This window comes from Microcystis sp. M44BS1, from assembly GCF_020244875.1.
GTDB classification, from domain to species: Bacteria; Cyanobacteriota; Cyanobacteriia; order Cyanobacteriales; family Microcystaceae; genus Microcystis; species Microcystis panniformis.
Genome location: NZ_JADBVM010000237.1, coordinates 16,136 through 40,607, shown reverse-complemented (window position 1 = coordinate 40,607; position 24,472 = coordinate 16,136). Strand labels below are relative to the sequence as shown.

Below are 24,472 nucleotides of genomic sequence, written 5' to 3'. Positions count from 1 at the left end.
TTTTTTGTCTCATTTCCTGTTATATTTATGGAGCAAGGAAACAGTCCAGCGGCTTTCACCTTGGTCAGTTTCGGTGTATATAATAAGACAAGGTCTTTACTTCTAAGTTAGTCAGACAGAAAAATATTAAAGATTATGGTGAAATTTTGGCGCAGATTAACGGTATTTTTAATTTCTTGTTTATTGCTGATTTCCCTAACTGCTTGTGGTAATCCAGTTAGACGCAATCAAGTGGTCATATCGGTATTAAGTGACCCAAAAACCTTTAATGCTGTTTTATCGGCCGAATCCCCGAATATTTTTGGTTTAACCTACGAAGGACTATTAACAGAAAATCCCATTACTGGCAAAAAAGAACCAGTCTTAGCAGAATCTTGGACGATTTCCGATGATAATTTGAGCATTATTTTTACTATGAGAGAGGGTTTAAAATGGTCGGATGGTCAACCCTTAACGGTTGATGACGTGGTTTTTACCTATAAAGACTTATATCTAAATCCTGATATTCCCAACAACTACCGCGATAGTTTAAGAATAGGATTAAAAAAAGAATTCCCCGTTATCACTAAACTAGATAATCGCCGAATCGAATTTAAACTACCCGAACCTTTTGCTCCTTTTTTAGATGCTGTCAGTTCACCGATTTTACCTAAACACGCTTTAGAGAAAGCTATTCAGAAAAAAAGCCCCGATGGTAGGTTGGAATTTCTCTCCACTTGGGGGTTAGATACTCCTCCCGATAAAATTGTTTTTAATGGTGCTTATAAACTCAAAGAATATATCACGGGACAAAGGATTATTTTTGAGAATAACCATTACTATTGGAAAAAAGATGCCCAGGGACAACAATTACCCCATATAACTTCAGTAATTTGGGCAATTGTTGAATCTCAGGATACAACTTTACTGCAATTTCGTTCGGGAAGTTTAGATTCTATTGGGGTAACTCCCGAATTTTTCTCCCTCCTAAAAACCGAAGAAGAAAGAGGCAATTTCACTATTTTTAATGGGGGACCTGCCTACGGAACCCAATTTATCAGTTTTAATCTCAACCAAGGCAAACGCAACGGAAAACCCCTAGTAGAGCCGATTAAATCCAGGTGGTTTAATAACTTAAATTTCCGCCAAGCTATTGCCTACGGCATTAATCGTCAAAGAATGATTGATGATATCTATCGAGGGTTAGGACAAGAACAAAATTCTTTTATTTCTATTCAATCGCCTTTTTACGATAAAAACCTGAAAGGTTACGATTATAATCCCGAAAAAGCCAAAGAATTATTATTAGAGGCCGGATTTAAGTATAATAGTGATAATCTGCTAGTCGATGCCGATAATAATCCCGTTAGATTTAACCTGATTACTAATGCAGGTAACAAAATCCGGGAAGCAATTGGGGCGCAAATTAAAAATGATTTAGCCGCAATAGGAATTCAAGTGGATTTTCAAGCGATCGCTTTTAGTAATTTAGTTGATAAACTGAGTAATAGTCTAGATTGGGAAGCACATATTTTAGGTTTTACCGGCGATAATGAACCCCACGCCCCTAATATTTGGTATGTAGATGGAAATCTCCACGCTTTTAACCAACAACCTCAACCGGGTAGTCCTCCAATTCAAGGCTGGCAAGCGGCGGATTGGGAGAAAAAAATCGCCGATTTATACGTCAAGGGTTCCCAAGAATTAGACTTTGAGAAGCGCAAAGTTATCTATAATGAAATTCAACAACTTCAACAGGAATACGTCCCGTTTATTTATCTTGTCAATCCCCTCGCTTTGGGGGCCGTGCGTAACTGCTTTGAAGGAATACAATTCTCCGCCTTGGGTGGTGCATTCTGGAATCTAGAAGAATTAAAGAAAACCTGTGGAGGTGTTTAATGACTCATTTTGGCATTCTTTGTCCCACCGCTTCTGGACATATTAATCCTCTCCTACCTTTAGGAAAAGAGTTACAAAAACGCGGTCATAAAGTTACCTGTTTTTTAACTCTTGATGGTGAAGAAATGGTGCAAGCAGCTGGCTTAGATTTTCAGGCAATTGCACCCGACAAATATCCGAAAGGCACATCAGCCAAAAGTTTAGCCGAAATTGGTCAATTACAGGGAACAGCCGCCGTCCGACGCACGGTAGAATTAGTTACTAATTCTACAGCGACCCTCTTTGAAACTATCCCTCAAGAGATGCGTCGCCTGGGAATTGATGCCCTAATTGTCGATCAAGTCTCCCCCTCAGGGGGTACAATCGCAGAAAAATTAGCTATTCCCTTTGTCAGTTTTGCCGGGGCATTGGTTTTAAATCGTGATCCGCTTATTCCGCCCTTTATGACCACTTGGGACTATAATCCCTCATTTATCGGGGTTATTCGCAATAAAATTGGCTATAAACTCCTTGACTCTCTGACGCGTCCTCTGAATGAGTTAATCAACCAGCAGCGTCAAGAATGGGGGTTAATTCCCTATCAAAACATCAATCAACGCTATTCTCTCCTTGCTCAAATTAGCCAACAACCCGCCGAATTTGAGTTTCCTCGGTCAAATTTACCCGCTCACTTTCACTTTACTGGCCCCTTTCACGATTCCTCCACCAGAAAAACGATTCCTTTTCCCTACGAAAAATTAACCGGACAACCCTTGATTTATGCTTCCCTCGGTACAATTCAAAATCGCCTACAATCGGCCTTTAATGCGATCGCTGAAGCCTGTGCCGATTTGCCGGTACAATTAGTTTTATCCTTGGGCAATAGCGACTCTAACATTCAAATAACGACCAAAAACGCCCTAGTTGTTCCCTACGCTCCCCAATTAGAGCTTTTAACCAGAGCCTCTCTTACTATCACCCACGCAGGCTTAAATACTACCCTAGAATCTCTTGCCCAAGCTGTACCGATGGTGGCCATTCCCATCACTAACGACCAACCGGGGGTATCTGCTCGGATAAAATGGTCGGGGACAGGGGAAGTGATACCGATTTCCCGTCTAGAAGTTCCCCGTTTACGAAAGGCCATTGAAAAGGTGTTATCCTTCCCCAGTTACCGAGAAAATGCCCTGAGAATGCAAAAAGCGCTACAGAAGACAGGAGGAGTGAAAATGGCCGCCGATATCGTCGAAAAAGCCATTTCTACCGGCCAACCAGTCCCATCGGTATAATAGCTAGGGTCTGCTGAAAAAGTTTTTCCTGGGGACAGGGTGTGACCAACTGTCTGCATCATAACCGATATTGACACTCTGCGCGCTAAAGCGACGCGGATTCTAGCACAGAATTAGACCAAAATCTAATTCTGATGGGCATTGTCAAGATGCCTCTAGTAACTCTGCTCAAATCTAATTTAAGCATTGTCTTTACTTTTCTTAGAATATTTGCGCCGCCGTTACAATCGGCATTGACTAACCAATTATCAGCAGTACGATATAAACCGCGCTTAATTCGTTTTCCTGAAGACTGCCACCCGTCGGGTTTTTCACCATATTTAGGGAGCTTCGCATTGTCCAAAAAAGAAGCTTTTGAGGTATAACTTTCTTCCGTCTCAACAAACTTAATGTCGTATTGTTCGCAAAGTTGAACAATTCTTTCCTTAAGTTTAGCTGTGGGAATTTGTACAAACTTTTGATTATTTTTCGCCCCCATATTTGACTCGCTTTTCTGACCTTGATTCCAGCCAAAAACAATAGTACCAATGCCATGGATAAGACAATGATTGATTACTATTCTGGCTGCTTTATTAACGGCATCTCTCATTTGTTGATTACGTTTTTCGGTGACATGAGCTAAAGTTCTTGACCAAAATCCTTGAGGTTTTCCTTCTTTCAATGTCGCTATTTGTTTGTTGTACCATTGGTTAACCGATTTAAGATGTTTTCCATCAATAATAAAGCTGGTTTCAATATTAGAAACACAAGTTAACCAATTATTTAATCCGTGATCTATCCCTAGTACCTTGGTTGAGTCAAGATGCGTCGGTAGGCTTCACCCCTCTTTGAGTTCACAATGTATTTGTTGATAAACAAATTCTGCATAAAGACAAGTATTTCTAGGAACTATTCTGACTTCTTTAATTAATTCCCATTTTAAATTAACAGGAAAAGGCAGAAAAAATTCTGTTAATCCAAACCACGCTCTAACTTGCTCTCCTAGAGGGAACCTTATTTTGCCCTCGATTAACTTTAACCATTTTTTAGGATAAGTAACCGTAAACAATCCTCCGCTTTTACGATACTTCGGGACATTAGGCTTTTGATTTAACTCTCCTTTAATAGACTTTTTTAAAAGTTTCTTAAAAGATTTAAAGTATTCACCAACATTTAAGCAAGTTTGCTGCATTGACGAAGCATATCCAGGCTTAAAGTGAGGATTAAACTTCATTTCTTTTGTCAGATCAAATCCAGTAACAATCTTACCCGTCTTAAACCAAATTTGACGAGCATAATAAACAGAACAATTGTATAAACTATTCGACTCACGACATAGATATTCAATAATTGCTCTTGTCTCTTTGTCTGCTTTAATTAAACCTTGCTGGCATCCAAACAATTTAATTTACTCCTGCTAACGGAATAATATTCATGTTAACCTATTGGTTGTTTACTGTCAAGCTATCAACCAGTATATATGAGAAAAGATTCGTTTGGATATAGACACAACAACCATTCGGTAGGGCTTGCAACTATTCACTTAGTTTGGATTCCCAAACGTCGTAAGCCAGTGCTAAGGGGCGACATTAAACTAAGATTAGCAACAATCTTGGAATCGGTTGCATCTGATAAAGGTTGGATTATTAAGGCTAAAGAGATAGCCCCAGATCATGTTCACTTGTTAGTAGAATATGATGAGAAAACAGCTATATCTGAAGTGGTCAAGGCTTTTAAAGGAAGAAGTTCAAGAATGCTAAGAGAAGAATTTCCAGAATTAACAAAACTACCCTCTCTTTGGACAAAAAGCTATTTTTATGACACTTCTGGTAAAGTTAGTACAGCAAAAGTAATGGCTTATATTAATGACCCACATCATGACAGACATTAGGACGGCGGATAAATCCGCTCGCATCGCTTTTCCGCCCCGTGTTGAAACGACGGGGCTACCAAGCTCCCGTCTTTTTTCGTGTCTGCCGCCGTTCCCTATACACGCGCTTGTTAGGCATCGGATTGGCTAGAGTGTATAAACTGGTGAAAGTCTGGTGATTTAATGAACGATTGAAGGTCTTTTAGTCCCTCTATAAATGAGGTTAGCATCCACCCAAGCTCTTCAAGATGAGCTAATAATCGAGGGTTTTGTTCATCTAAAAGACTGATTAACTTATAATAGTCTTCTATAGAGCTAGTATCGAGTAGCGCTAAATCTTGATGAATCAACTTGTTTCGTTCCAACACAATGATTGAGAGAGCCTGTTTCTGAGCAGTTAAGAAATCTGAGTCACTATAGGAAACCTTAAATGACAAAGACATACCTAACTCAGAAGAGTCTAGTTGAGCTTCAGACTGAATATCATCCACTAGCACAGTGTCATGTAATTTCTGAACCAGTTTACCTAATGTGTGCTTACGAAATCTCTCATGATTGTCAACGAACTGGTTACGAGTTGATGTTGATAATCCCTGGATCTGAGTCACTGAAAGTAGATACTTTAAAATATCTTCAATCTTTGAAAAATTAACTATATTTCTGCCTAGCTTTCTTAGTGCTTCAGTTCTAACTACTTCAATATCTATCGCTTTATCCATGATTAATGGTAAGGCGTTGGGCTCTTCTCGACTTTGTGTGATAATTCTTGCTTATGTAAGGTTAAATGCTTACTGGGCAAGACTTTTAGGACTATTTTGAAAGAAGAAACTATCAGTATAGACTTCGATAACTTATTCCTGCTTTTTTTGCATAGTCTGATAGTTTCATGTCTATATATTACCATGCCTGACTATATCTGACTATATTTGTATTGAAACTTTACAATACTTCATCCCAACGTAATCTCCTAGCTTATATTTTTTTGCCCTATAGACTTCGACCTAATCTCGAAGACCCTATAAACCAGTATAGCGCCCTAAAGCAATCCCTCCAACCCCATCTAGGGGTGCTACCCAGTGCTTTCGGTATCGCATTTAGACTCACTGCTTCAATTGATGTGCATGGTGCGTTCCCCAAAATCTATTAGTGGAGCAGCAGGAGCCACAATAGGGAACGCACCCTACAGCTATCTCAAGCGATTAGTCATATAAAAGGCCAAATTTGAAGATTACAGCCATTTTATCGCTAATTAGGGTTTGCTGGATAAATCTAAAAACCTTTTCTGCAAATCTTAGGACAGATGAACTTCTTTCTTGCCTTTGATGTTTGTTTTTACAGATACGACTTAGCCTGCGTTTGCGCTAATGCTGAGAACTACAATTCGTCAATTGTTACCAACCCACCTTCCGTAAATTGGATCACAAGCTCATGACTATCTAACAAAGCAGTTCCAACCAAAGGTCGCCTTCCTGTGGCAAATACACGAGTTTCTCGCTCCTCACCATTCCAGATAATAATTGCTTTGTGAAGAGGCAGCATTACCTGGCTGTTGTCTGCTAAATTCGCACGCATATCATACCTGAAAGGAAGATTCAGTAATGCTACTGCTTCGGGTGGTAAACAAAGCTCATCTGTAAATCCTGTATCTACTACAAACTCAATCGGAAAGTCAGCGCGATTTGGAATCCGAAATGGGATAGTGATGAGCGGGTGTCCATTAGCCACAATACCTGAAATCACTTAACTACACGCGACCTGATACCCCCACCAAAAGCGGCAGCAACGTTGTAGCCAATTTTGATCCCAAAGAGCCGAGCATGGGGGTGTTTCTCGCTCAATAAGTCAGCAGCGTGTAAGCCATTTTTATCAACTTTGTAGTCACCTGTTTCAATGTCAATGATGACCATCTTGCCAATGTTTTCTTCAACTTCCACCTCTTGGCGGATTCTGCTTTCGTACAGTTTCTCTGCACGTTGAGCAACTTCTTCACGGCTTAAAAGGATTGCTTGCATATACTAACTCCCGATGGCGATTTGACTTCTGGAGACCTCTCTATAATATCTCATACTAAATCCGTTGAGTAAGGCACAGAAAACGGGTTTCTCCGAGAAACCCGTTTTCTGCTCATGCAAGAGGCAAAAGGCAAAGGGGAATAAATAATCAGTTTTCAATAACCGGATTTAGTATAAATGTGCATGGTGCGTTCCCCAAAAATCTATTAGTGGAGCAGTAGGAGCCACATTAGGGAACGCACCCTACAGCGATCGCTGTAATTTCTGTCCAACGGCAAAGTTAGCCTGCTTTTCGGGCAGGGATTAGCGCAAAGGTGGTGTTATACTCAGACAAAGTACAGAAAGTCAAAATCCGTAACTTTCTTGAATCCATGCTGACAACTACTCAATTTGCGCCCCTACTAAAGCAATTGTCTTACTCCGATAAGCTCTTATTACTTAACTTTCTTGTAGCCGAGTTGCTCAAGGATTCTGGTATTGTACCGATGTCTATTCAAGATGATCTCTCTAGACAAGGTTTACATGACTCTTTTGAGGCTGCCGCCATTCTTGCTCAAGCATTAAAAGAGAAACAAGAATTGACTCATGGCTAATAAGGTAAGATTTGCTTTCACTGAGGTAGATCCTAGTCTTGGTGCATTAAGTGCGCTTCCTTATTTACCATTGACATTAACTTATCAAAGTCAATCCTTGAATGTTTCGGGTCTCTTGGATACTGGTTCTAGTGTTAATGTGTTGCCTTATGAAATGGGTTTAGCTTTAGGTGCAGTCTGGGAAAACCAAAGGCTATCTCTGCCATTAGGAGGTAATTTAGCTAGATTTGAAGCTCGTGCATTGGTTGTTAAAGCTACTGTTGAGCAATTCCCCACCGTAGATTTAGCCTTTGCTTGGACACAAGATAAATATGCGCCGCTAATACTAGGACAGATGAACTTCTTTCTTGCCTTTGATGTCTGTTTTTACAGATACGATTTAGCATTCGAGATTAGTCAAAAATAGTTTGACTAGAGAAAAAAGAGGTGTGTTAGATTTCATTAACACACTCTACCAGAGCGGCGATGGATGAACTAGAACATTGCCGCTTCATCGACTTGTTAGCTGGCTTCTGCTTAGAGTGTAAGTTTGCGGAGAAATCATGCGTATAGTAACTGATTATTAATACTATCAACAGTCAAAGTGTTAACTAAAATACCAACCCGTTGCACGACCTCGTAGGCAGTTTTCTGAGGGACAACAATAATTCCACAATGTTCTCTGCCTTCCTCTATGAATTGAAGATGCAATCGTTCAAAATCAACCCGGTTGTGGGTTACAAGACATCTACCTAAAGAAGCTGCAAATTCTAATTGTTCGCTGTCAGTTTTGCCTAAAGTTGACTGCTCAGGAACATTGGTGACATCTAAACCACGAGAACGCAGAAGTGTTGCAACTAACGCTGACATATCTTCGTCCATGTAAAGCGAAGCAAATATGCTCATAGCTCACCCAAAGCAGCCTTTACAGAAGGATGCACCAACTCATCGGGGACTTGGTTGCGCTCAATGTACTCGTTAATTTCTGCTTGATGATCCAAATAAAAACTCAAGGCATCGAACACTTGTGCTAAGGTCAAATGAGGTAAATGAGTTGGAATTTCCTCTGGCATCACACCTAATCGCCACAGACCTACGATTGCGCGAATAGATGTGCGAGTGCCTTCAATAATTGGCTCTCCACCTAAAATCTCATTGTTTCTGGTGACATAACGTGAAAGAGTGATAATCGTCATGGAATTAAGTCTCTTAGGGAAATCGCTGATTCTATTTTAGTCAGGGACAGACATGACTTGATCATGGCATCTAGTGGCTAGAGGAATCCTAGGCTAGATGTTTTTTCGGCAACCTAACCTAGGACTCTGATGGAAACTACGCGGTAAAGAAATCTAATTTTCATAAATGTTCCTCTCGACACTGACTTAGTTTCGGTCTTGCGGTCTAACGGTTAGGTCACTTAGATTTCTGGAGTAGAAAATGATAGAGATTGCATCAAGCGAAAGGAATAAAAAGAACCCGACCTTCATATTCTTCAGGTTCACTACAACAAATAAATAGTTCTAAATCATCAAGAATCTTACCAATGGGTGCTTTTGAGATCACCTCAACAACTCCAGTCATAGGTAGTCCTTGATTGACACGATTGTAGGCATACATCGTAATAGTGGCTACATCATGGGTGAGCAGGATGCGTCCCTCATTAGCTGCCCATTCTAAAATATCTGGATCGTCAGTGTTCATCAGTCCTACATCTTGGACGCGAATTATATCTAATTCAGGTAAACGCCTCACCAGTCCACGCAAGATGGCTCCATTAAAATTTTCGTCAGTTAGAAGGCGCACTTTGCCTCGACTCTCCTTTTGACTGATAACGAGCAAGCAAGCGCTGTCTTAAATCGACTAAGTTGTGTTTTTGAGTTAGTTGTTGTCTTAGTTGTTGAGCTTGTTGGTCGCGTTGTTCCAAATAACTGTCAATTTCCTGACGGTGATTTAAATAATAAGCAATGGCACTGTATATATCTTCCAAACGAAGAACTGAAAACTGAATAGCGATTTCTTCAGGAGTGGAGCCGTTGTGGTATGAGGCAAGTATGCTATCGAGAGTCACTCGGCTCGAACCTATACGGATACCTCCCGCTTCATCCCAACGAAAAGGAGGAGAAGTTACTTGGAATTTGGCTGGGGTGTTGCGAAGGACTTCATCAATATCTCTGACGTTGTTGGTTGCCATATCCTCTTCTGCCTGAGCGATGAGGGGAGCTAATTTTCCCGATGCTAGGTCCGCTTCAATTTGTCTATCCCACATCTCATCAAGATAGTCTTGAAGCCAGTTTGCCAGAGCGCGGACTTCACTCTCTGGCAGTTGCTTAATAGCCGACTCAACTTCTGAGCGATTAGTCATATAACAGGTCAAATTTGAAGATCACAGCCATTTTATCGCTAATTAGGGTTTGCTCGATAAATCTAAAAACCTTTTCTGCAAATCTTAGGACAGATGAATTTTTTTCTTGCCTTTGATGTTTGTTTTTACAGATACGACTTAGCATTCGAGATTAGTCAAAAATAGTTTGACTAGAGAAAAAAGAGGTGTGTTAGATTTCATTAACACACTCTACCAGAGCGGCTACGCTGCCTTCTTCAAATACTTGAAACGTGAGTTGATAGACTTCCATTCGTGATAAAATCAGAGGATTTTAGATTTTATCTCCGAGATAGAATATGAGGGCTTGACTGCAAATCGCAACATTTTTAGTGCTGATGATTGAGCTGCCTGATTCAAGAAGTTATCTCGATCAGTACGACCAGACTTTTGATGAGTCTTATCGTCTAGTTCGATAACAGCTTCAACTGTTAAGTCTTCTAGATTACATAAAACAAAATCAAAATGTTTCGCTGAAATTTTATTGAAAGCACGCTGCCAATGACTTTTGTTTAAACCATTTTCAGGGGTAAGAACATCGGCAACACGAACCTTGCTAAAAATGATGAACTCATCCCCTACTGCCTGCTTTAGAGCATGATAGAACTTAATTTCAGATGGAGTTAGTAATGTTCCACGAATTTGATAAGAGTATTTTTGCTTTGATACATCGGAACCTTTACTAGCAACAAAGTGAGGACTAATAAAAACAATAATAGTTAAAGTAAGTGCCGTTATGACAATTAATAGAATTAGCCATCCCATAATTTTCTTTCTTCCATCTCAATTATAAATAAGTCTAACCATTGATTATACAGAAACCTTCTGTATAACACTTCTGAGAGTAACGATATGGGTCAACTTTCAGCATATCACCCCATTTGGGCGTGATCGCCAGAACTTTTCCGCGTATCATAACCAAAAGCGTATTAGCCAGATTAAACAAACTCTTTTAAGTAGATTCCTAACAACAAACTGAAATAAAATAGACTTTTCGGGAATTCTAGGACTAATTGCTTCAGTCCACCCCACAATTACCTAATTTTCGGGGAAAAAGTGCCTAAAATTTCCCCTCGATCGCTCTTATGGTCGGCACTTTTTCAGGGCAGAAAAATCTAAAAATCTTAGCCAACAATGTTTTTAGATTTATTCAGCCAACCCTAAGTTAAATTTCGAGTTGATCGATTAAATTGCGCATGATTTTGGCCGAATTATGTAACTGTTGGGTTTCTCTGGGACTGAGAGCAAGATTCAGGGTTTTTATGACTCCTTTCTCGTTAACCACCGAGGGAATACTTAAACACACATCTTTGAGACCGTATTGACCATCGAGGAGAGTGCTAATAGTCAGAATTCTTTCTTGGGAACGTAAAATCGCTTTAACGATATCCGTGGTAGCTAAACCGATCGCATAGCTAGTATAACCCTTGCGTTTGATAATTTCATAGGCGGCGTTTTTAACCTGAAGAAAAATTTCTGTTAAGCTTTCTTGGTCGGTTGCGCTTAAATCCTGCCAATCTCCCTCTAATAACCTTGCTCCTCCGATATTAGCCGAACTCCAGACAGCAAGCTCACTATCCCCGTGTTCACCGATAATATAAGCGTGGACGTTACGCGCATCTACATGGAGTTGGGTGGATAAAAGAGAGCGTAAACGGGCAGAATCTAGCACCGTACCCGAACCAATCACCCTAGAAGGCGGAAAATGGGTTATTTTCAGGGTAATATAGGTCATGATATCGACGGGATTACTCACCACCAAAATTAAAGCACTGGGGCAGTAAACAGCCACATCCGCAAGAATACGGCGAAAAATCGCCACATTTCGTCCAAGGAGATGTAATCGGGTTTCTCCCTCTTTTTGGGCGGCCCCAGCAGTAATAATCACCACATCGGCATTTTGTCCCACATCGGCCACGGTTCCCATTTTCAAGTCCGTGGGTTCAATAAAAGGCATTCCGTGCCTTAAATCCATCACTTCCCCCTCGACTTTATCGGTGGCGATATCCTGGAGAATTAATTCATCAAAACAGTCTTGAATTAACATCGAGTAAGCGCAGGCCATCCCCACCTGACCAACACCGATAATTACCCCCTTGCGAGGACGCAGAGGAGCGGGTTTTTCAGCGTAGGGATTGGGAGTAAATATTTTATCTAGCATAGATTTTTGCAGTTACTGGCTCGGTAAGCTCATTTTAAGGGGGAATGGTTAATATCAGGTAAAAGGAGACTATAAAGAGATTTTGAGGACGTTACCGGCAATTTTTTTCCGGTAAGTGGTCGGACAAATTCCTTGTCTTTATTCCCTGACCTCTAGTTTAAGAGAATTGAGGGCCGCTGACAGCTTCAGGCTATATCCTGAAATTAGGAATAAGGTAACACTAGGAGGCGAACCGATGATCTATCACATCACCACGGAAAGAGGTTGGCGAATAGCTCGTGAAATGGGGGAATATCGGGCGCATTCCCTAAAAAATGAGGGATTTATCCATTGTTCCACCTTAGAACAAATTCCGAAAGTTGTCGCCGCTTTTTATCAAAATCAGCCAGATTTGCTGGTTTTAGCCATTTCTCCTGAACAATTGCAGGCCCCGGTTAAATGGGAGCAGCCCCAACATCCTAACCCAGAAAATGCCACTTTAGAGCTAGAAAGAGAGACCTTTCCCCATATTTACGGTGCTATCAACCTAGAATCGGTGGTTTTTGTCAAACCTTTACAGGAGTTGCTCAATTCCTAAGTAGGGATGCACAATTATTTGTAGGATGGGTTAGCGGTAGCGTAACATGATCGGGCGTTGGGTTTCATGCTTCAACCCAACCTACTTTCATCTAGAAAAAGAGACCTTTCCCCATATTTACGGTGCTATCAACCTAGAATCGGTAGTTTTTGTCAAACCCCTAGAGGAGTTGCTCAATTCCTAGAACTAAATCATCTAACTCTTGGTAATCGGGGAGAGTAGTATCGATGCTCAACCCGCGCCGAATCACGAGGCGATCCCACTGTGGTCGCGATAATAGCTCGCTAAAGTAGCGAGCCTTGAAAATTAACAAATTTGCCTCCAGACCCGTCTTAATGCGCCCTAAATGGGGCAATCCGAGCAGATTTGCTGGGGTGAGGGTGACACTATTTACCCAGTCAGCGTAGGGTGTATCGAGGTGAGCAATCCGCACCGCTTGGGTAAAGACTTCTAAACCATCGTGATCCCCAAAACCATAAAAGGGATCGCGACAGTTATCACTGGCAAAAGCAACCGGAATTCCCGCTTTTTTCATCTCTTTTATCTTAGTTGTCCCGCGCCAAAAGGGGGTTTTTTCCTCTTGACGATCCTGTAGGTAGAGATTGCACATCGGCAAGCTAACGATAGCAATGCCCGCATTTTTGACTAAATTTAGGGTTTCTTGGATTATTTCAGGGGATTGTACCGCTAAACTGCAACAGTGACCACAGATGATTTGTCCAGAAAATTGCTCTTTGATAGCAGTACGGGCGATCGCTGCTAAACAGGTAGAATCGGGGTCGCCGTTTTCATCTAGATGAAAATCGAGATTTAAGCCCCTTTCTTGGGCTAATTTGAAGGTAATATCAATTTGTGCCTGTAAATCAGGATTTGTGTAGGCTACTCCCCCTAATATGCCTCCAAATTCGGCAATTTTATCGGCTAAGGCCGCTCCCTCGGAGGTTTGATAGTAGTCAAGGGAAACTAGGGAAACCGCTTGCAGGGTGATTTTACCGGCCCATTGTCGTTGCAATTCTCCCAAAGCGGTTAAGCTAATCTGTGCCTGTTGACCAAAAGAGTCGATATGGGTGCGAATAGCGGCGGTTCCGTGGGCATAACTGCATTTAACGCCGAATTCCATGCGACGATACACATCCTCTAAGCGCCACTCCCGTCGGGAATCCTCTAGGACCATTTTTAAGGCACTGTCAAAAGTGCCATCATGGTTAGGACAACGATGCCAACTATGACCTTTATCGAGATGGGTGTGCATATCGATAAAACAAGGAAAAACAAGCTTTTTTTTGAGGTCGATAACGGGAATATTATCTTCGGGGGGGATTGTTGAGGTGATGCGATTAATGTTACCGTCATTAATTTCCAGATTAACTAAGGTTAATCCCTCGGAGGTTTGGGGAGAAAAACTCTCATTCTCTAGGAGGGAAACGGGAATATGGGCATTTTTGAGCCAGTAGCACTCGCTTGAGGGAATCATAAGACCTCTGGTAAAAATCAAAAATTGTTGTTAGGGTTAGGAGCATCTCACATTTGCAGGAATACCAACAATCAGCAATTATCAGTAACTCTTAGATGATTACAAATGTATCAGCAGCTGCGTGTAAGCATCCCACCGAAAAACTAATGCGCTCCGGGGTTTGGGGGGTTCTACCCCCCAAAAGCTTGGATTGAGTGATAAAATCGGAAGTAATGCCCGATCTTAGCCGAGAGTTTCCCCGTAAAAATCCCAATTGCTAGATTTACAAAAATGAGATGCAGCCTCGGTCGAATGAATAATAATCAATTAAGGGGTATTAAGTAAGGAGTGTTAAATGGCATTAACAGTGCTATCTTTTCCCTGTTTACTGATTACTGATAAACTGGCAGACGCGGCTTTAATTCCCAGCCATAAACTGCTAAAAATTCCTTTAGTTTATCGGGGTGTAAATGGAGGTAATCGGGATTCACTTCATCGATAGGGCCAATACCGCCTAAATCCCGCGCTCCTGCCGCTAAACAATCCAAGAGAAAAAGAGGATCGGGTACTAGATTCGGGGGAATTTGAATGACAATATCTGGGGGCAAAATTTCCCTAGCTTGTCTAACTAGAGCGGGTAATTTTTGCAGATCAAAAGGATTATTTTGCCACTGTTCTCTTTTACCCGGATTGTAGGGTTGTAGGATTACTTCTTGAATATGTCCCCAACGTTGATGAAGAGCGGCAATAGTTTCTAAGGTCACTAAGCGATCGCATTCTTTTTCACCAATTCCTAATAATAAACCCGTGGTAAAAGGAATTGCTAGTTCTCCCGCCCATTGTAACTGTTCTAAGCGCAGGGATGGCACTTTACTGGGAGCCTGACGATGGACAGTATTTAATAAATTCACCGTCATTTGTTCTAACATTATGCCCATAGATAGATTGACATTTTTTAGTTTTTCCATCTCAGCAAAAGTTAAAATCCCCGCATTGGTATGGGGATAAAAACCCATATTTAAAGCCAATTCTCCCAAATTATAAATATGCCGAAACCATAACTCTCGATTGGGTGCTAAAGGATGAACTTCGCCGCTAAGAATTAAAATTTCCGTAATTTCCGAACCCTGCAAAGCAGTTAAAATCTCTTTGGCTTTTTCCAAACTTAACCAGCCATCAGTGCCTAAATCCCTGCGAAAATTACAATAACTGCAACGATTGAAACACTCGTAGGTAGGTACAAGGGTATGAGAGGGACTATAGGTGACAATTCTTGACATTTTTTTCGGGATTGCAGTTCATTACGAGCATTCAAGGGCGAGAAAATTTGCTATCGTGGGGAGAATTGCTGTTTTATTCACCTAAAAACGCTCTCCCTTTTCGTTTCCTCCTATGATTTTCGATCCTGCCAGTCTTCCCTCCCATCGTCAAACGATTCGTCCGATTAGCGCCACGGCCCTGCACGGAATTGTATTTCAAGATGACAAATTAATCGCCATCGACGCAAAAAACGGCTATTTATACCAAATTGCCCTCGATACTGGTCATACAAGCGTACTTAATTCCCATCGCTGGCAGGAATTCGTCGGGACGACGGGATTGGCAATCGATGATCAAAATAACCTCTGGTTTACTACTCGCGAAAATCTCTACTGCTGCACTCTCGAAGATTTTACCCCGAAATTTTTCACCCGTCTTCCCTACACCGCTAACGGAGTCGCCGTAACTGGTAACACAATTTATGTCACTTGTCAACGTTCTGGACAAATCTTTATATTTGATCGCCAATCGGGACAGGAAATTACTCGTTTATACGCGCCGGGTATCGGCATCGAAAATATCACCATTCGCGGGGAAGAACTTTGGCTAACGGATACCCTAGAACAAACGGTTTACTGTCTTGATCGCGCCACGGGAGAACAGCTTTTTAGCATGATAACTCCTTTTGAATCACCGACGGGATTAGCATTTTATCGCGATGCGAACAGTGGCAAGGATATATTATATGTAGCATATACTTTCCAAGAACCCTGTATCCGCGATAATCCCAATTCCGAACAGGTTCACGAACTTAGTTATCGTCCGCGTACTTTTGTCCATCCTCTATATTTTCACTACGATCCCGCTAAAAAATACACCCTTTCTAACGGTTATCTGATTGAATTATCCTACGTCGAGGAATTGGAACCCCTCTATAATATCGAACTTAAAAATGTGGAATGGCGCATCGCTTTACCCTTAGAAACACCACGGCAAAAAATTCGCAGCGTCGAAGCGGTGGGATTGCCTTTTATTGAAGAAATTCAGGACGGGCAGCGGGTGGCAGTATTTAAGTTCGAGCAAATAACCAGCAAACAACGTCATATTTTTGGGTGGAAAGTAGTCTTAGAAGTATGGGGTATTAAATACCAAATTACTCCCCAAGATTGCGAAGATTTACCCCCCTTACCCGCCGATTTTCCCGATCGCTATTTGATCGATAATGATGATCTGGCCATGAATACAGAAATTATCCTCAATGCTGCCGAAGAAGCGATCGGTCGGGAAACCAATCTCCTCAGAAAAGTTTATAGTATTCGTAATTACGTCTATGATCAGCTTTCCTACGGTATCAAACCCAACATCGACACCCCTGATATTGCCCTGCGACGCGGAGTGGGTTCCTGTGGGGAATATGTGGGTTTATTATTGGCCTTGTGTCGTCTCAATGGTATTGCCTGTCGCACGGTAGGACGCTATAAATGCCCACCCCATCCCCTCGAACGTAATTTACCCCTCGAACCGGATTACAATCACGTCTGGATGGAATTTTATCTTCCCTCTATCGGTTGGGTTCCCATGGAGTCCAATCCCGATGATATTTTTGAAGGCGGTCCCTATCCCAATCGTTTCTTTATGGGTTTAGCTTGGTATCACACGGAAATTGCCAAAGATATCCCCTTTGAACGAATGCTCAGTCAAGGACAACCGGTGTTAAAAACCCAAGTTCCCATCGGCGATTTAGCGATTAATCACGTTCAATTTATCATTCTTGAGGAATTAGCCCCAAAAGACTAGAATTCTGAGCCATCATCTAGGATGCCCATTTCTCTATCTCTTTCTTCTTTGAGTTCTTTGACCATTTGTAAACCCGCACCCACACAGAAGCCTAGGGCTGCCCCGGCACCGGCAAAATAACGTCCATAGATGATTTGATAGTGATGGGGATTTCTATAGTTGACTTGGCTGGGATTGCGTTCAATGCGGCTAATGCCATAACCGATACCAGCACCAACTAAAGCCGTTACTAGGCCTGAAAATAGAACTAGACGAAAGTTCATGATCTTATCTCCCGATGGACTCTGACTTTAGATTATCGCTGAAAATTAGTTAATGGCAAGCTATCGCAATAATTTGTTAAGTAGTCGTGTCAAATTAATTTCCCTTGAGATGTGTAATTAATTTTGCTTAGGTACTTATTAAGTAAATAAACTAGCATCAACCCGAAAATATGCCCCCAAAGACCTAGCTTCTGACTGATTGATGCTGCGTTGTCCATTAATTATTTGCTCCACCGCATCAGGGGAACCCAAAATAGTAATTAGCTCTGGATATTCTATCTCGTTAGCTTCTATCAGATGCTGTAAGGTTGCTAAAGGATTTCTATCAGGAATTGGATAATTATCCGCCTCGAATCTTTCAATCAAACTAATCAATAACTCCAGTAAAGCCTCCTCCTCTAAACTAAGTTCCGAGCGATGTTCCAACTCTTGGGCAATTGCGATCGCTCGCTCGTTTTCCACCTCTGTGGTGATTGCTTTTGGTTGATAGTGAGCGAGTAATTCTCCATAAATTTTAGAATTAAAAGTAAGCATCATTTTTCCAATTTTCTTTATCGTACTCGGCATGGGTAAGAATATATTTAATATAGATAGTCTGTCGGCTATAAACTATATCTACAATTAGATGAAAGTGATTTCCTTTAATGTTAAAAACAGTGAAATTACCAACAGATTCAGCACTTTTATAAGTGGCTTGCACATCGATTAGATTTTGCCATGCCGCTTTACTAGCGACTCTATACCAATCATAGAGAGACTCGCAGGAATTAGCATTAGTGATACAGAAATCGCGAAGTATTCGACGGCTAATTACCCGCATAATACAAATATACCTCTGGCAGTTTCTGTCAATAGCAATTATATCTCAATACCTAGACTAACTCAAGCTGGCGGGCTGATTGGCTCACACTTTACATTGCCTAAAATGGTAGCACTTGGGGCTAGTGGGGACGTTTTTCCGCTTACCAGCTAAATTGAGAATATCAGGGGCATTGATGCCTAAAGGGAGAGAAAATGTATTAGGCTAAAAACTAAACTATTTTGGCAAGATTTCTTTGAAGACCTCCTCAGCCTACTTATTGGTTTTCCACGGTAGTCGCGATCCGCGTCCAGCCTTGGCGGTGACGCAATTAGCAGCCTTAGTTCAGGAAAAAATCAGTCAACCTGCCGAAAGATTAGCGAGTAAATCGGAGTTTAGCCCATCTCTAGCGGTTCTAGAAGCAGATAATCGGGTATTAGTAGGGACTGCCGCCCTAGAATTAGCGATAACACCACTCCATCAACAAATAGAAGCTTTTGCCCAACAAGCACAAAGCCAAGGATGTAACCAGTTGCAGATTATCCCCCTGTTTCTCCTGTCGGGGGTTCACGTTAAAGAAGATATTCCCGCGGCCGTGGACAAAGTGCGATCGCCGATTAAGCTAGAGTTAAAGCCCCATTTAGGCAGTTATCAGGGCATAAAATCGCTGTTATCCCGACAATTTGCCGATTTAAGCCCCCAAAACCGCATTTTACTGTCCCACGGTAGTCGTCGCCCCGGGGGTAATCGGGAGGTGGAGAATCTAGCGGCGTTTTTTGGAGCAATTACAGCCTATTGGTCAATAGAACCGAGTTTACCCCAACAAATCGAGAGTTTAATCGCTCAAGGTAGCCAAAAAATCGCTATACTGCCCTATTTCCTCTTTGCTGGTGGAATTACGGATGCGATCAAAGCCCAAGTTTTTGAACTAGCACAAAAGCATCCAAATGTCAATATATTTTTAGGTAAATCTTTGGGAGCGACGGGGGAATTAGCCCAAATTATTGTTGAGGAAGGATGTGGATGAAGCGGGCAGCGATCGCTCTAGGCAGTAATTTAGGAGATTCAGCGACAATTTTAGGGCAAGCTTTAGGGGAATTAGAGCGAGTCAAAGGAATTAAACTAGAAGCTCATTCCCAATGGCATCAAACCGCAGCCATCGGGCCGCCTCAGCCCGATTATCTCAACGGTTGCGCCATTGTGCAAGTGGATTTATCGCCCCTAGATTTACTGCATAAATTATTAGAAATCGAGCAGTTATTCGGGAGAGTCCGACGGGAAAGATGGGGACCGCGTACCCTCGATTTAGACTTAATATTTTATGAGGACCTGATCTTAGAAACGCCCGAATTACAGATACCCCATCCCCGCTGCCGAGAACGGGCCTTTGTGCTGCTTCCCCTGGCAGAAATTGCCCCCGATTGGCGAGATCCCGTAACCGGAAAAACTATCCTTCAGCTATTAGGCCAATTGGGATTGGCGGAGTAGGATGTTAGGTGTTAAGGTTTTAGGGTTTTAGTTGAAATTCCCCCATCTCTCCTACTCACCACCTCCCCACTTCCCCACTACCCCACGTCCCCACGTCCCCACGTCCCCACGTCCCCACGTCCCCACGTCCCCACGTCCCCACGTCCCCACGTCCCCACGTCCCCACGTTCCCATCTCCCCTAACCCCAGATAACCGCGTCTCAGTTACCGCCCCGAAACTCTACAATAAAGGCAGCAGCGTTAATAAACAGTAAAGAAAATCAACCGTGACCAAGACCCCATCCCTCGAGGAAACTCATTACAATCAGGCTAAGGCTAGTTTACAACAGGCCTTAACTTGGTATGCCAGTTTTCGCCGTCATTGGAATTATCCCCCCGATCCCCAACTTCAGGCCGCCGTTAAACAGGATTTGCAGTCCTTAAAATCGGCCTTAGATAAACTGGATGAAACAGTGATTCGGGTGGCGGCCTTCGGGTTAGTCAGTCGCGGTAAATCCTCGGTGGTAAACGCTTTAGTCGGTCAAAAAGTCCTGGCAACCGGCCCCCTGCACGGGGTGACACGCTGGCCGCGATCGGTGCGTTGGACACCAGCCACGGGTAAAATCCAGATAGAATTAATCGATACCCCCGGATTGGATGAGATTGAAGGGGAAGCGCGGGCGAATATGGCCAGAGAAGTCGCTAAAAGTGCCGATTTAATTTTATTTATCGTCGCGGGGGATATTACCCGCACCGAATACGAGGCCTTAGGAGAATTGCGCCAGGCGAAAAAACCGATTATTTTGGTGTTTAATAAGATTGATCTCTATCCAGAAGCCGATCGCCGTCAGATTTTTCAGCAGTTACAGAGATTAGGAACCAATCGGGACGAAAAAACGTTAGAAGATTTGTTAACTAGCGATGAGATAGTTATGGTAGCCGCCGAACCGCAACCGATTCCCGTCCGGGTGGAATACCCCGATGGGCGCGTGGTGACTGAGTGGGAAACCCCTCCCCCCCAAATTGAGGAGCTGCAAGATAAACTCTTAACGATTTTAAATCGGGAAGGGCGATCGCTGCTGGCCTTAAATGCTTTAGTACAAGGACAAGAAGCGGAGGAAAATATCGCCAGAAAAACCCTAGAACTGCGGGACAGTCAAGCGGAGGAAATTATCTGGCAATACGCGAAATATAAGGCTTTAGCGATTGCGGCCAATCCGATCGCTATTTTAGACCTCCTAGGGGCTTCAATCGTCGATTTAACTCTAGTTCGGGCTTTAGCTCGTTTGTACGGCCTGCCAATTACCAGTCACCAAGCCGGTCAACTCTGGCGGACTCTACTTTTGAGCAGTGGGGGGTTGCTGGTGGGGGAAATCCTCAGCACTGTGATTATCGGTTTGGGCAAAACGGCAGCGGCAGCGGCGAGTATTTTTGAAAATCCCACCTCTTTAACTCTCTACGGTAGCACCGCTCTCCTACAGGGAGGAATTGCTGCTTATGGAACCTATATCATCGGGAAAGCCGCTAAAATCTATCTAGAACGCGGTTGTAGTTGGGGGGCATCTGGACCGAGTACGGTGATTAATCAAATTCTCGCCCAAGTTCATCCGCAAACTATCTTATATCGTTTACGTCTAGAGCTAGAACAGTGATTTTAAAGTAAAAAGGAAAAAGGAAACAGGAAAAAAGGCAACAGTGATCAATTAAATATGGTTCTTCGTTACTTGGTCTGGTTTGAGCGGATGGCATAAATCGACTAAATTGTTATCTGGCAAGAGAGTTAATTGATTAGTTCGTTCTAGAGCGAAAACAATTGACAAAAATCGCAGTAATGTCTTTCTCTATAATGGTTTCATCCCTTATCAACCCGTCCATTGCCTAACACGAACCACTGACGACCGACTCCTAATGACCGACTCCTAATTTTAGAAACTTAATTTTTGACAACGACCACTAGCTAGAAATATTGAGAGAAAATCATGTCTGCTGCCCATAAGTCCTATATTCCCGTTCCCGTTTCTCGCCAAAAAAGCCAACCGACTCAACGTCGTCCCCAGTTGCGGGTAACTTCCCCCAACCCCACTAATAAACCAGTTACTCAATCCTCCCCGACTCCCACCGTCAAACCGACGACTAAATCAGTGGTGAGAGTTCCCGTGACCCCGACACAAAAACAATTAGCCTCGCGTCAATTACGTTCCCTTTGCCTCCTAGAAAGAATAGTGGCTGTGATTACTTTTTGTCTGTTGGGTTCGACTCTGGGAATATATGCTTGGACGGTATATATTCCCAAGGTTTGGGACAAAGAATTTGGTAAACTGGAAACACTGCAACGTCACGAGCGCAATCTTTTGGCCACCAATGAAACTCTTAAACATCAACTAGCTCAACAAGCAGAAAAACCCGAAACTGGCTTAACTCATCCCCAACCCTTCCAAACTATCTTTTTACAGCGTAAATCTGCTCCTAACCTGAAACCAGAACCCACTTCTCAACCCCAATCTACCGTCAATTCTCGACCCAGAAGTGCCTATTAAAAGTTATCAGTTAGCAGTTATCAGTTATCAGTGGGTAAGTTAACAGTTAGCAGTTATCAGTTATCAGTTAAGTGGGGAGGCACAATTATGTGTAGGATGGGTTAGCGGTAGCGTAACCCATGCGGCCGTTGGGTTTCATGCTTCAACCCAACCTACGTTCATCTTATATTTAATTCCACCCACCCACTTATCAGTTATCAGATGTGAGTTTTTAAGTGTGCAGTATTAAATAGAAGTTTCCTACTGTCTGTTTACTGATCACTGTTTACTGTTTACTGATCACTGATTACTGATTACTGTTTACTGATCACTGATCACTGAAAGATACTGCTCATGACTGACACAAAAAGACCCAGATTTAGAGGTAAAGAAACTCGATCGCCCTCGGGCAGGATCCGGGACAGAAAGTCCTATTTAACCGCCAAAAAACGGCAACAACAGTTAAAAAAAATGCCTGTGAGTAACGGGCGATTGGTGGCGGTGTGGTTGGTTTTAGTCATGGGTATTTTGGGTTTAGCTTGGCGATTGTACCAGTTACAAATAGTACAAGCGCAGGAATTGCAAAAAAGAGCCAGACAACAGCAAACTACCAGTATTAGACCCTATATTCCCCGGCGGGCGATCGTCGATAGTAATGGTAATGTTTTGGCGACCGATCGCTTGATTTATACTCTTTATGTACACCCAAAACTGTTTGCTATTCCCCCAGCAGAAGTGGCTGATAAATTAGCTCCTTTATTAAATATTCCTACTAATCAACTGATGCAAAGATTTAAAGAAAAAGAAACAGGAATTCGTTTAGCCAATCAATTAACCGAATCCGTGGCTAGGGGATTAAAACAATTATCTCTTGACGGTGTAGAATTAGAGGAAAAATACGCTCGTTATTATCCCCAAGACGATGTGGCAGCCGACGTGATTGGCTATGTAGATAAAGAACATCGTGGTCAAGCAGGATTAGAACGAGGTTCCAGTCAGTTATTAGAAAGAGATCCCTTTTCTGTCAATACAAGACGCATGGGAGACGGGCGAATTTTACCAGCTTTTGTTCCCGATGGTATCTTTCAATTTGATGAATTACAGTTAGAAGTAACCCTCGATTTAAAACTACAAAGAGCCGCCCGGACGGCCCTACGAGAACAGCTAAAGAAATTTAATGCTAAACGGGGAGCCGTCATCGTTATGGACTCCCTTGATGGTTCTCTTTTAGCCCTAGTTTGTGAGCCAACTTTTAACCCCAATGAATATTATAAAGCCAATGTGGCTCTATTTAAAAATTGGACCGTAGCCGATCAGTACGAACCGGGGTCAACTTTTAAACCAATTATTGTCGCCATGGCCATGGAAGCGGGGGCAATTAAAGCTAGTACGGTAGTCAATGATCCGGGGGCAATTACTGTCGGTCGCTGGACGATTAAAAATGCCTCTAAACAGGGTTATGGGGCGCTAGATATGGCCAGAGTTCTGCAAACCTCTAGTAACGTGGCCATGGTGCAAATTGCCCAAAAAATGGGGCGAGTTGATTTCTATAAAAGTTTATTAGGATTGGAAATAAATCAAAGGGTTGGCGTAGATTTACCCGGAGAAGTGGCAGGATATCTCAAACCCGAACAAGAATTTCTGGATAATGCCATTGAATCGGCCACCGCTTCCTTTGGTCAAGGTTTATCCCTAACGCCTTTAAAATTAGTACAGTTGCACGGTGCGCTGGCCAATGGTGGCACCTTAGTAACTCCCCATGTGATCAAAGGATTAGCCGACGACCGCGGCCGTTTGCATTGGCAGCCCGATTATCCCAGCAAAAAAGTCTTTTCTCCCACCGTAGCCCGGCAAGTGGTGGAAATGATGGAAACCGTCGTCAGCAAGGGGACGGGGGTAGCAGCCCAAATCCCCGGTTATCGCATCGGGGGTAAAACGGGAACCGCACAAAAAGCTAGTCCGACGGGGGGTTATCTACCTAACGCCAAAATTACCAGTTTTGTGGCGATTTTACCAATCGAATCGCCCCGTTATGTGGTTTTGGTGGTGGTGGATGAACCCAAGGGTGCCAATACTTTTGGCTCCACTGTGGCCGCTCCGGTGGCCAAAACGGTGATGAATACGCTCATTTCCCTCAAGGGTATCCCCCCCACATCCAAGGTCGCTCCGGCGGGTTCTGCGACCAATAAACCCCCGCGGCACGATTAATTTAAGTCTTTT

The 24,472-nt window shown here is 42.6% G+C and carries 27 protein-coding genes and 2 pseudogenes; 13 read left to right on the top strand and 16 right to left on the bottom strand.

What is annotated here, in order from left to right; genetic code table 11:
- Positions 1–135: 135 nt before the first annotated feature.
- Both IM515_RS18465 and IM515_RS18460 read left to right on the top strand, forming a co-directional pair.
- Positions 136–1,878 carry an ABC transporter substrate-binding protein gene (locus IM515_RS18465; RefSeq protein WP_287627849.1) on the top strand — a complete coding sequence of 581 codons (1,743 nt, stop codon included), beginning with the start codon at positions 136–138 and terminating at the stop codon, positions 1,876–1,878.
- A complete protein-coding gene (locus tag IM515_RS18460) occupies positions 1,878–3,146 on the top strand; it encodes a glycosyltransferase (protein WP_287627848.1) in 1,269 nt (422 codons plus the stop codon). Before IM515_RS18465 ends, IM515_RS18460 begins: the two co-directional genes overlap by 1 nt.
- Before the next feature lie 85 nt (positions 3,147–3,231).
- On the opposite strand, the pseudogene IM515_RS18455 reads toward IM515_RS18460, so the two are convergent.
- Positions 3,232–4,527, bottom strand: a pseudogene (locus IM515_RS18455) (RNA-guided endonuclease InsQ/TnpB family protein).
- Positions 4,528–4,605: 78 nt separating this feature from the next.
- On the opposite strand from IM515_RS18455, the gene tnpA reads away from it, so the two are divergent.
- Positions 4,606–5,016 (top strand): IS200/IS605 family transposase, encoded by a 411-nt coding sequence (tnpA, locus tag IM515_RS18450; RefSeq protein WP_158199126.1) that lies wholly within the window; start codon positions 4,606–4,608, stop codon positions 5,014–5,016.
- A 110-nt stretch (positions 5,017–5,126) separates the two neighbouring features.
- Here the strand turns inward: tnpA and IM515_RS18445 are convergent, their stop codons facing one another.
- The 3 genes from IM515_RS18445 to IM515_RS18435 form a co-directional block, all read right to left on the bottom strand.
- Positions 5,127–5,714, bottom strand: coding sequence for a hypothetical protein (locus IM515_RS18445; RefSeq protein ID WP_287627847.1), 588 nt, complete (start codon positions 5,712–5,714; stop codon positions 5,127–5,129).
- Positions 5,715–6,369: 655 nt separating this feature from the next.
- Positions 6,370–6,720, bottom strand: coding sequence for a clan AA aspartic protease (locus tag IM515_RS18440; RefSeq protein ID WP_287627846.1), 351 nt, complete (start codon positions 6,718–6,720; stop codon positions 6,370–6,372).
- An 11-nt stretch (positions 6,721–6,731) separates the two neighbouring features.
- Positions 6,732–7,007: a hypothetical protein gene (locus IM515_RS18435; RefSeq protein WP_287627845.1), complete on the bottom strand. Its 276-nt coding sequence runs from the start codon at positions 7,005–7,007 to the stop codon at positions 6,732–6,734.
- 371 nt (positions 7,008–7,378) lie between these two features.
- On the opposite strand from IM515_RS18435, the gene IM515_RS18430 reads away from it, so the two are divergent.
- On the top strand, positions 7,379–7,600 hold the full coding sequence (locus IM515_RS18430) for a hypothetical protein (protein ID WP_002771475.1): 222 nt from the start codon (positions 7,379–7,381) through the stop codon (positions 7,598–7,600).
- Positions 7,593–8,006, top strand: a complete 414-nt coding sequence (locus IM515_RS18425; protein WP_002771473.1) for a pepsin/retropepsin-like aspartic protease family protein — start codon at positions 7,593–7,595, stop codon at positions 8,004–8,006. Before IM515_RS18430 ends, IM515_RS18425 begins: the two co-directional genes overlap by 8 nt.
- Positions 8,007–8,140: 134 nt before the next feature.
- On the opposite strand, the gene IM515_RS18420 is transcribed toward IM515_RS18425, so the two are convergent.
- The 6 genes from IM515_RS18420 to IM515_RS18395 form a co-directional block, all read right to left on the bottom strand.
- Positions 8,141–8,461 (bottom strand): DUF5615 family PIN-like protein, encoded by a 321-nt coding sequence (locus IM515_RS18420; protein WP_287627855.1) that lies wholly within the window; start codon positions 8,459–8,461, stop codon positions 8,141–8,143.
- A gap of 20 nt (positions 8,462–8,481) precedes the next feature.
- Positions 8,482–8,775 (bottom strand): DUF433 domain-containing protein, encoded by a 294-nt coding sequence (locus tag IM515_RS18415; protein WP_002771469.1) that lies wholly within the window; start codon positions 8,773–8,775, stop codon positions 8,482–8,484.
- Positions 8,776–9,031: 256 nt separating this feature from the next.
- On the bottom strand, positions 9,032–9,331 hold the full coding sequence (locus IM515_RS18410) for a DUF5615 family PIN-like protein (RefSeq protein ID WP_265795647.1): 300 nt from the start codon (positions 9,329–9,331) through the stop codon (positions 9,032–9,034).
- Positions 9,332–9,365: 34 nt separating this feature from the next.
- A complete protein-coding gene (locus IM515_RS18405; protein ID WP_287627844.1) occupies positions 9,366–9,941 on the bottom strand; it encodes a DUF433 domain-containing protein in 576 nt (191 codons plus the stop codon).
- Between the two features lie 282 nt (positions 9,942–10,223).
- Entirely contained in the window at positions 10,224–10,724 is a 501-nt protein-coding gene (locus tag IM515_RS18400; RefSeq protein WP_002771463.1) for a DUF2726 domain-containing protein, read from the bottom strand.
- A gap of 400 nt (positions 10,725–11,124) precedes the next feature.
- Positions 11,125–12,120, bottom strand: coding sequence for an L-lactate dehydrogenase (locus IM515_RS18395; protein ID WP_287627843.1), 996 nt, complete (start codon positions 12,118–12,120; stop codon positions 11,125–11,127).
- A 235-nt stretch (positions 12,121–12,355) separates the two neighbouring features.
- Between IM515_RS18395 and IM515_RS18390 the strand changes: the two genes are divergently transcribed.
- Together IM515_RS18390 and IM515_RS18385 are read left to right on the top strand one after the other, a co-directional pair.
- On the top strand, positions 12,356–12,697 hold the full coding sequence (locus IM515_RS18390) for a DUF952 domain-containing protein (protein WP_287627842.1): 342 nt from the start codon (positions 12,356–12,358) through the stop codon (positions 12,695–12,697).
- Positions 12,698–12,788: 91 nt separating this feature from the next.
- Positions 12,789–12,881, top strand: a pseudogene (locus IM515_RS18385) (DUF952 domain-containing protein); the annotation flags it as partial.
- Here the strand turns inward: IM515_RS18385 and IM515_RS18380 are convergent.
- Positions 12,858–14,171, bottom strand: a complete 1,314-nt coding sequence (locus tag IM515_RS18380; RefSeq protein ID WP_287627841.1) for a cytosine deaminase — start codon at positions 14,169–14,171, stop codon at positions 12,858–12,860. The pseudogene IM515_RS18385 and the gene IM515_RS18380 overlap by 24 nt on opposite strands.
- A 371-nt stretch (positions 14,172–14,542) precedes the next feature.
- Positions 14,543–15,430, bottom strand: a complete 888-nt coding sequence (gene cofG, locus IM515_RS18375; RefSeq protein WP_287627840.1) for a 7,8-didemethyl-8-hydroxy-5-deazariboflavin synthase subunit CofG — start codon at positions 15,428–15,430, stop codon at positions 14,543–14,545.
- Positions 15,431–15,542: 112 nt separating this feature from the next.
- Between cofG and IM515_RS18370 the strand changes: the two genes are divergently transcribed.
- Positions 15,543–17,207, top strand: coding sequence for a transglutaminase domain-containing protein (locus IM515_RS18370; protein ID WP_287627839.1), 1,665 nt, complete (start codon positions 15,543–15,545; stop codon positions 17,205–17,207).
- Here the strand turns inward: IM515_RS18370 and IM515_RS18365 are convergent.
- The 3 genes from IM515_RS18365 to IM515_RS18355 form a co-directional block, all read right to left on the bottom strand.
- Positions 17,204–17,470, bottom strand: a complete 267-nt coding sequence (locus IM515_RS18365; RefSeq protein WP_002771454.1) for a hypothetical protein — start codon at positions 17,468–17,470, stop codon at positions 17,204–17,206. The two genes, IM515_RS18370 and IM515_RS18365, sit on opposite strands and share 4 nt — an antisense overlap.
- Positions 17,471–17,608: 138 nt before the next feature.
- On the bottom strand, positions 17,609–18,004 hold the full coding sequence (locus tag IM515_RS18360) for a helix-turn-helix domain-containing protein (RefSeq protein WP_287711477.1): 396 nt from the start codon (positions 18,002–18,004) through the stop codon (positions 17,609–17,611).
- Complete coding sequence (locus IM515_RS18355) at positions 17,991–18,290, bottom strand: type II toxin-antitoxin system HigB family toxin (RefSeq protein WP_287627837.1); 300 nt, start codon at positions 18,288–18,290, stop codon at positions 17,991–17,993. The genes IM515_RS18360 and IM515_RS18355 overlap by 14 nt, the downstream gene beginning before the upstream one ends.
- 235 nt (positions 18,291–18,525) lie before the next feature.
- Between IM515_RS18355 and IM515_RS18350 the strand changes: the two genes are divergently transcribed.
- Both IM515_RS18350 and folK read left to right on the top strand, forming a co-directional pair.
- Positions 18,526–19,296, top strand: coding sequence for a sirohydrochlorin chelatase (locus tag IM515_RS18350; protein ID WP_287627835.1), 771 nt, complete (start codon positions 18,526–18,528; stop codon positions 19,294–19,296).
- A complete protein-coding gene (folK, locus tag IM515_RS18345; protein WP_052600865.1) occupies positions 19,293–19,757 on the top strand; it encodes a 2-amino-4-hydroxy-6-hydroxymethyldihydropteridine diphosphokinase in 465 nt (154 codons plus the stop codon). Before IM515_RS18350 ends, folK begins: the two co-directional genes overlap by 4 nt.
- Positions 19,758–19,808: 51 nt before the next feature.
- Here folK and IM515_RS18340 read toward each other — a convergent pair whose 3' ends face one another.
- The gene (locus IM515_RS18340) at positions 19,809–19,931 is read right to left on the bottom strand and encodes a hypothetical protein (protein WP_287632739.1); all 123 of its coding nucleotides are present in this window, start codon (positions 19,929–19,931) and stop codon (positions 19,809–19,811) included.
- A gap of 92 nt (positions 19,932–20,023) precedes the next feature.
- Between IM515_RS18340 and IM515_RS18335 the strand changes: the two genes are divergently transcribed.
- The 3 genes from IM515_RS18335 (at position 20,024) to IM515_RS18325 (ending at position 24,460) form a co-directional block, all read left to right on the top strand.
- Entirely contained in the window at positions 20,024–21,388 is a 1,365-nt protein-coding gene (locus IM515_RS18335; protein ID WP_002771444.1) for a GTP-binding protein, read from the top strand.
- 327 nt (positions 21,389–21,715) lie between these two features.
- A complete protein-coding gene (locus IM515_RS18330) occupies positions 21,716–22,273 on the top strand; it encodes a hypothetical protein (protein ID WP_002771442.1) in 558 nt (185 codons plus the stop codon).
- A gap of 333 nt (positions 22,274–22,606) precedes the next feature.
- The gene (locus IM515_RS18325) at positions 22,607–24,460 is read left to right on the top strand and encodes a peptidoglycan D,D-transpeptidase FtsI family protein (RefSeq protein WP_287627834.1); all 1,854 of its coding nucleotides are present in this window, start codon (positions 22,607–22,609) and stop codon (positions 24,458–24,460) included.
- Positions 24,461–24,472 lie beyond the last annotated feature (12 nt).

Excerpts from the sequence above, each read along its gene's own strand:
- IM515_RS18330 (WP_002771442.1), top strand. The coding sequence starts at position 21,716 with ATGTCTGCTGCCCATAAGTCCTATATTCCCGTTCCCGTTTCTCGCCAA.
- IM515_RS18355 (WP_287627837.1), bottom strand. The coding sequence starts at position 18,290 with ATGCGGGTAATTAGCCGTCGAATACTTCGCGATTTCTGTATCACTAAT.
- IM515_RS18395 (WP_287627843.1), bottom strand. The coding sequence starts at position 12,120 with ATGCTAGATAAAATATTTACTCCCAATCCCTACGCTGAAAAACCCGCT.
- IM515_RS18420 (WP_287627855.1), bottom strand. The coding sequence starts at position 8,461 with ATGGACGAAGATATGTCAGCGTTAGTTGCAACACTTCTGCGTTCTCGT.
- IM515_RS18430 (WP_002771475.1), top strand. The coding sequence starts at position 7,379 with ATGCTGACAACTACTCAATTTGCGCCCCTACTAAAGCAATTGTCTTAC.
- IM515_RS18435 (WP_287627845.1), bottom strand. The coding sequence starts at position 7,007 with ATGCAAGCAATCCTTTTAAGCCGTGAAGAAGTTGCTCAACGTGCAGAG.
- IM515_RS18415 (WP_002771469.1), bottom strand. The coding sequence starts at position 8,775 with ATGACGATTATCACTCTTTCACGTTATGTCACCAGAAACAATGAGATT.
- IM515_RS18390 (WP_287627842.1), top strand. The coding sequence starts at position 12,356 with ATGATCTATCACATCACCACGGAAAGAGGTTGGCGAATAGCTCGTGAA.
- IM515_RS18370 (WP_287627839.1), top strand. The coding sequence starts at position 15,543 with ATGATTTTCGATCCTGCCAGTCTTCCCTCCCATCGTCAAACGATTCGT.
- IM515_RS18460 (WP_287627848.1), top strand. The coding sequence starts at position 1,878 with ATGACTCATTTTGGCATTCTTTGTCCCACCGCTTCTGGACATATTAAT.
- tnpA (WP_158199126.1), top strand. The coding sequence starts at position 4,606 with ATGAGAAAAGATTCGTTTGGATATAGACACAACAACCATTCGGTAGGG.
- IM515_RS18380 (WP_287627841.1), bottom strand. The coding sequence starts at position 14,171 with ATGATTCCCTCAAGCGAGTGCTACTGGCTCAAAAATGCCCATATTCCC.
- IM515_RS18405 (WP_287627844.1), bottom strand. The coding sequence starts at position 9,941 with ATGACTAATCGCTCAGAAGTTGAGTCGGCTATTAAGCAACTGCCAGAG.
- IM515_RS18425 (WP_002771473.1), top strand. The coding sequence starts at position 7,593 with ATGGCTAATAAGGTAAGATTTGCTTTCACTGAGGTAGATCCTAGTCTT.
- folK (WP_052600865.1), top strand. The coding sequence starts at position 19,293 with ATGAAGCGGGCAGCGATCGCTCTAGGCAGTAATTTAGGAGATTCAGCG.
- IM515_RS18360 (WP_287711477.1), bottom strand. The coding sequence starts at position 18,004 with ATGCTTACTTTTAATTCTAAAATTTATGGAGAATTACTCGCTCACTAT.
- cofG (WP_287627840.1), bottom strand. The coding sequence starts at position 15,430 with ATGTCAAGAATTGTCACCTATAGTCCCTCTCATACCCTTGTACCTACC.
- IM515_RS18400 (WP_002771463.1), bottom strand. The coding sequence starts at position 10,724 with ATGGGATGGCTAATTCTATTAATTGTCATAACGGCACTTACTTTAACT.
- IM515_RS18365 (WP_002771454.1), bottom strand. The coding sequence starts at position 17,470 with ATGAACTTTCGTCTAGTTCTATTTTCAGGCCTAGTAACGGCTTTAGTT.
- IM515_RS18325 (WP_287627834.1), top strand. The coding sequence starts at position 22,607 with ATGACTGACACAAAAAGACCCAGATTTAGAGGTAAAGAAACTCGATCG.
- IM515_RS18340 (WP_287632739.1), bottom strand. The coding sequence starts at position 19,931 with ATGGGAACGTGGGGACGTGGGGACGTGGGGACGTGGGGACGTGGGGAC.
- IM515_RS18465 (WP_287627849.1), top strand. The coding sequence starts at position 136 with ATGGTGAAATTTTGGCGCAGATTAACGGTATTTTTAATTTCTTGTTTA.
- IM515_RS18445 (WP_287627847.1), bottom strand. The coding sequence starts at position 5,714 with ATGGATAAAGCGATAGATATTGAAGTAGTTAGAACTGAAGCACTAAGA.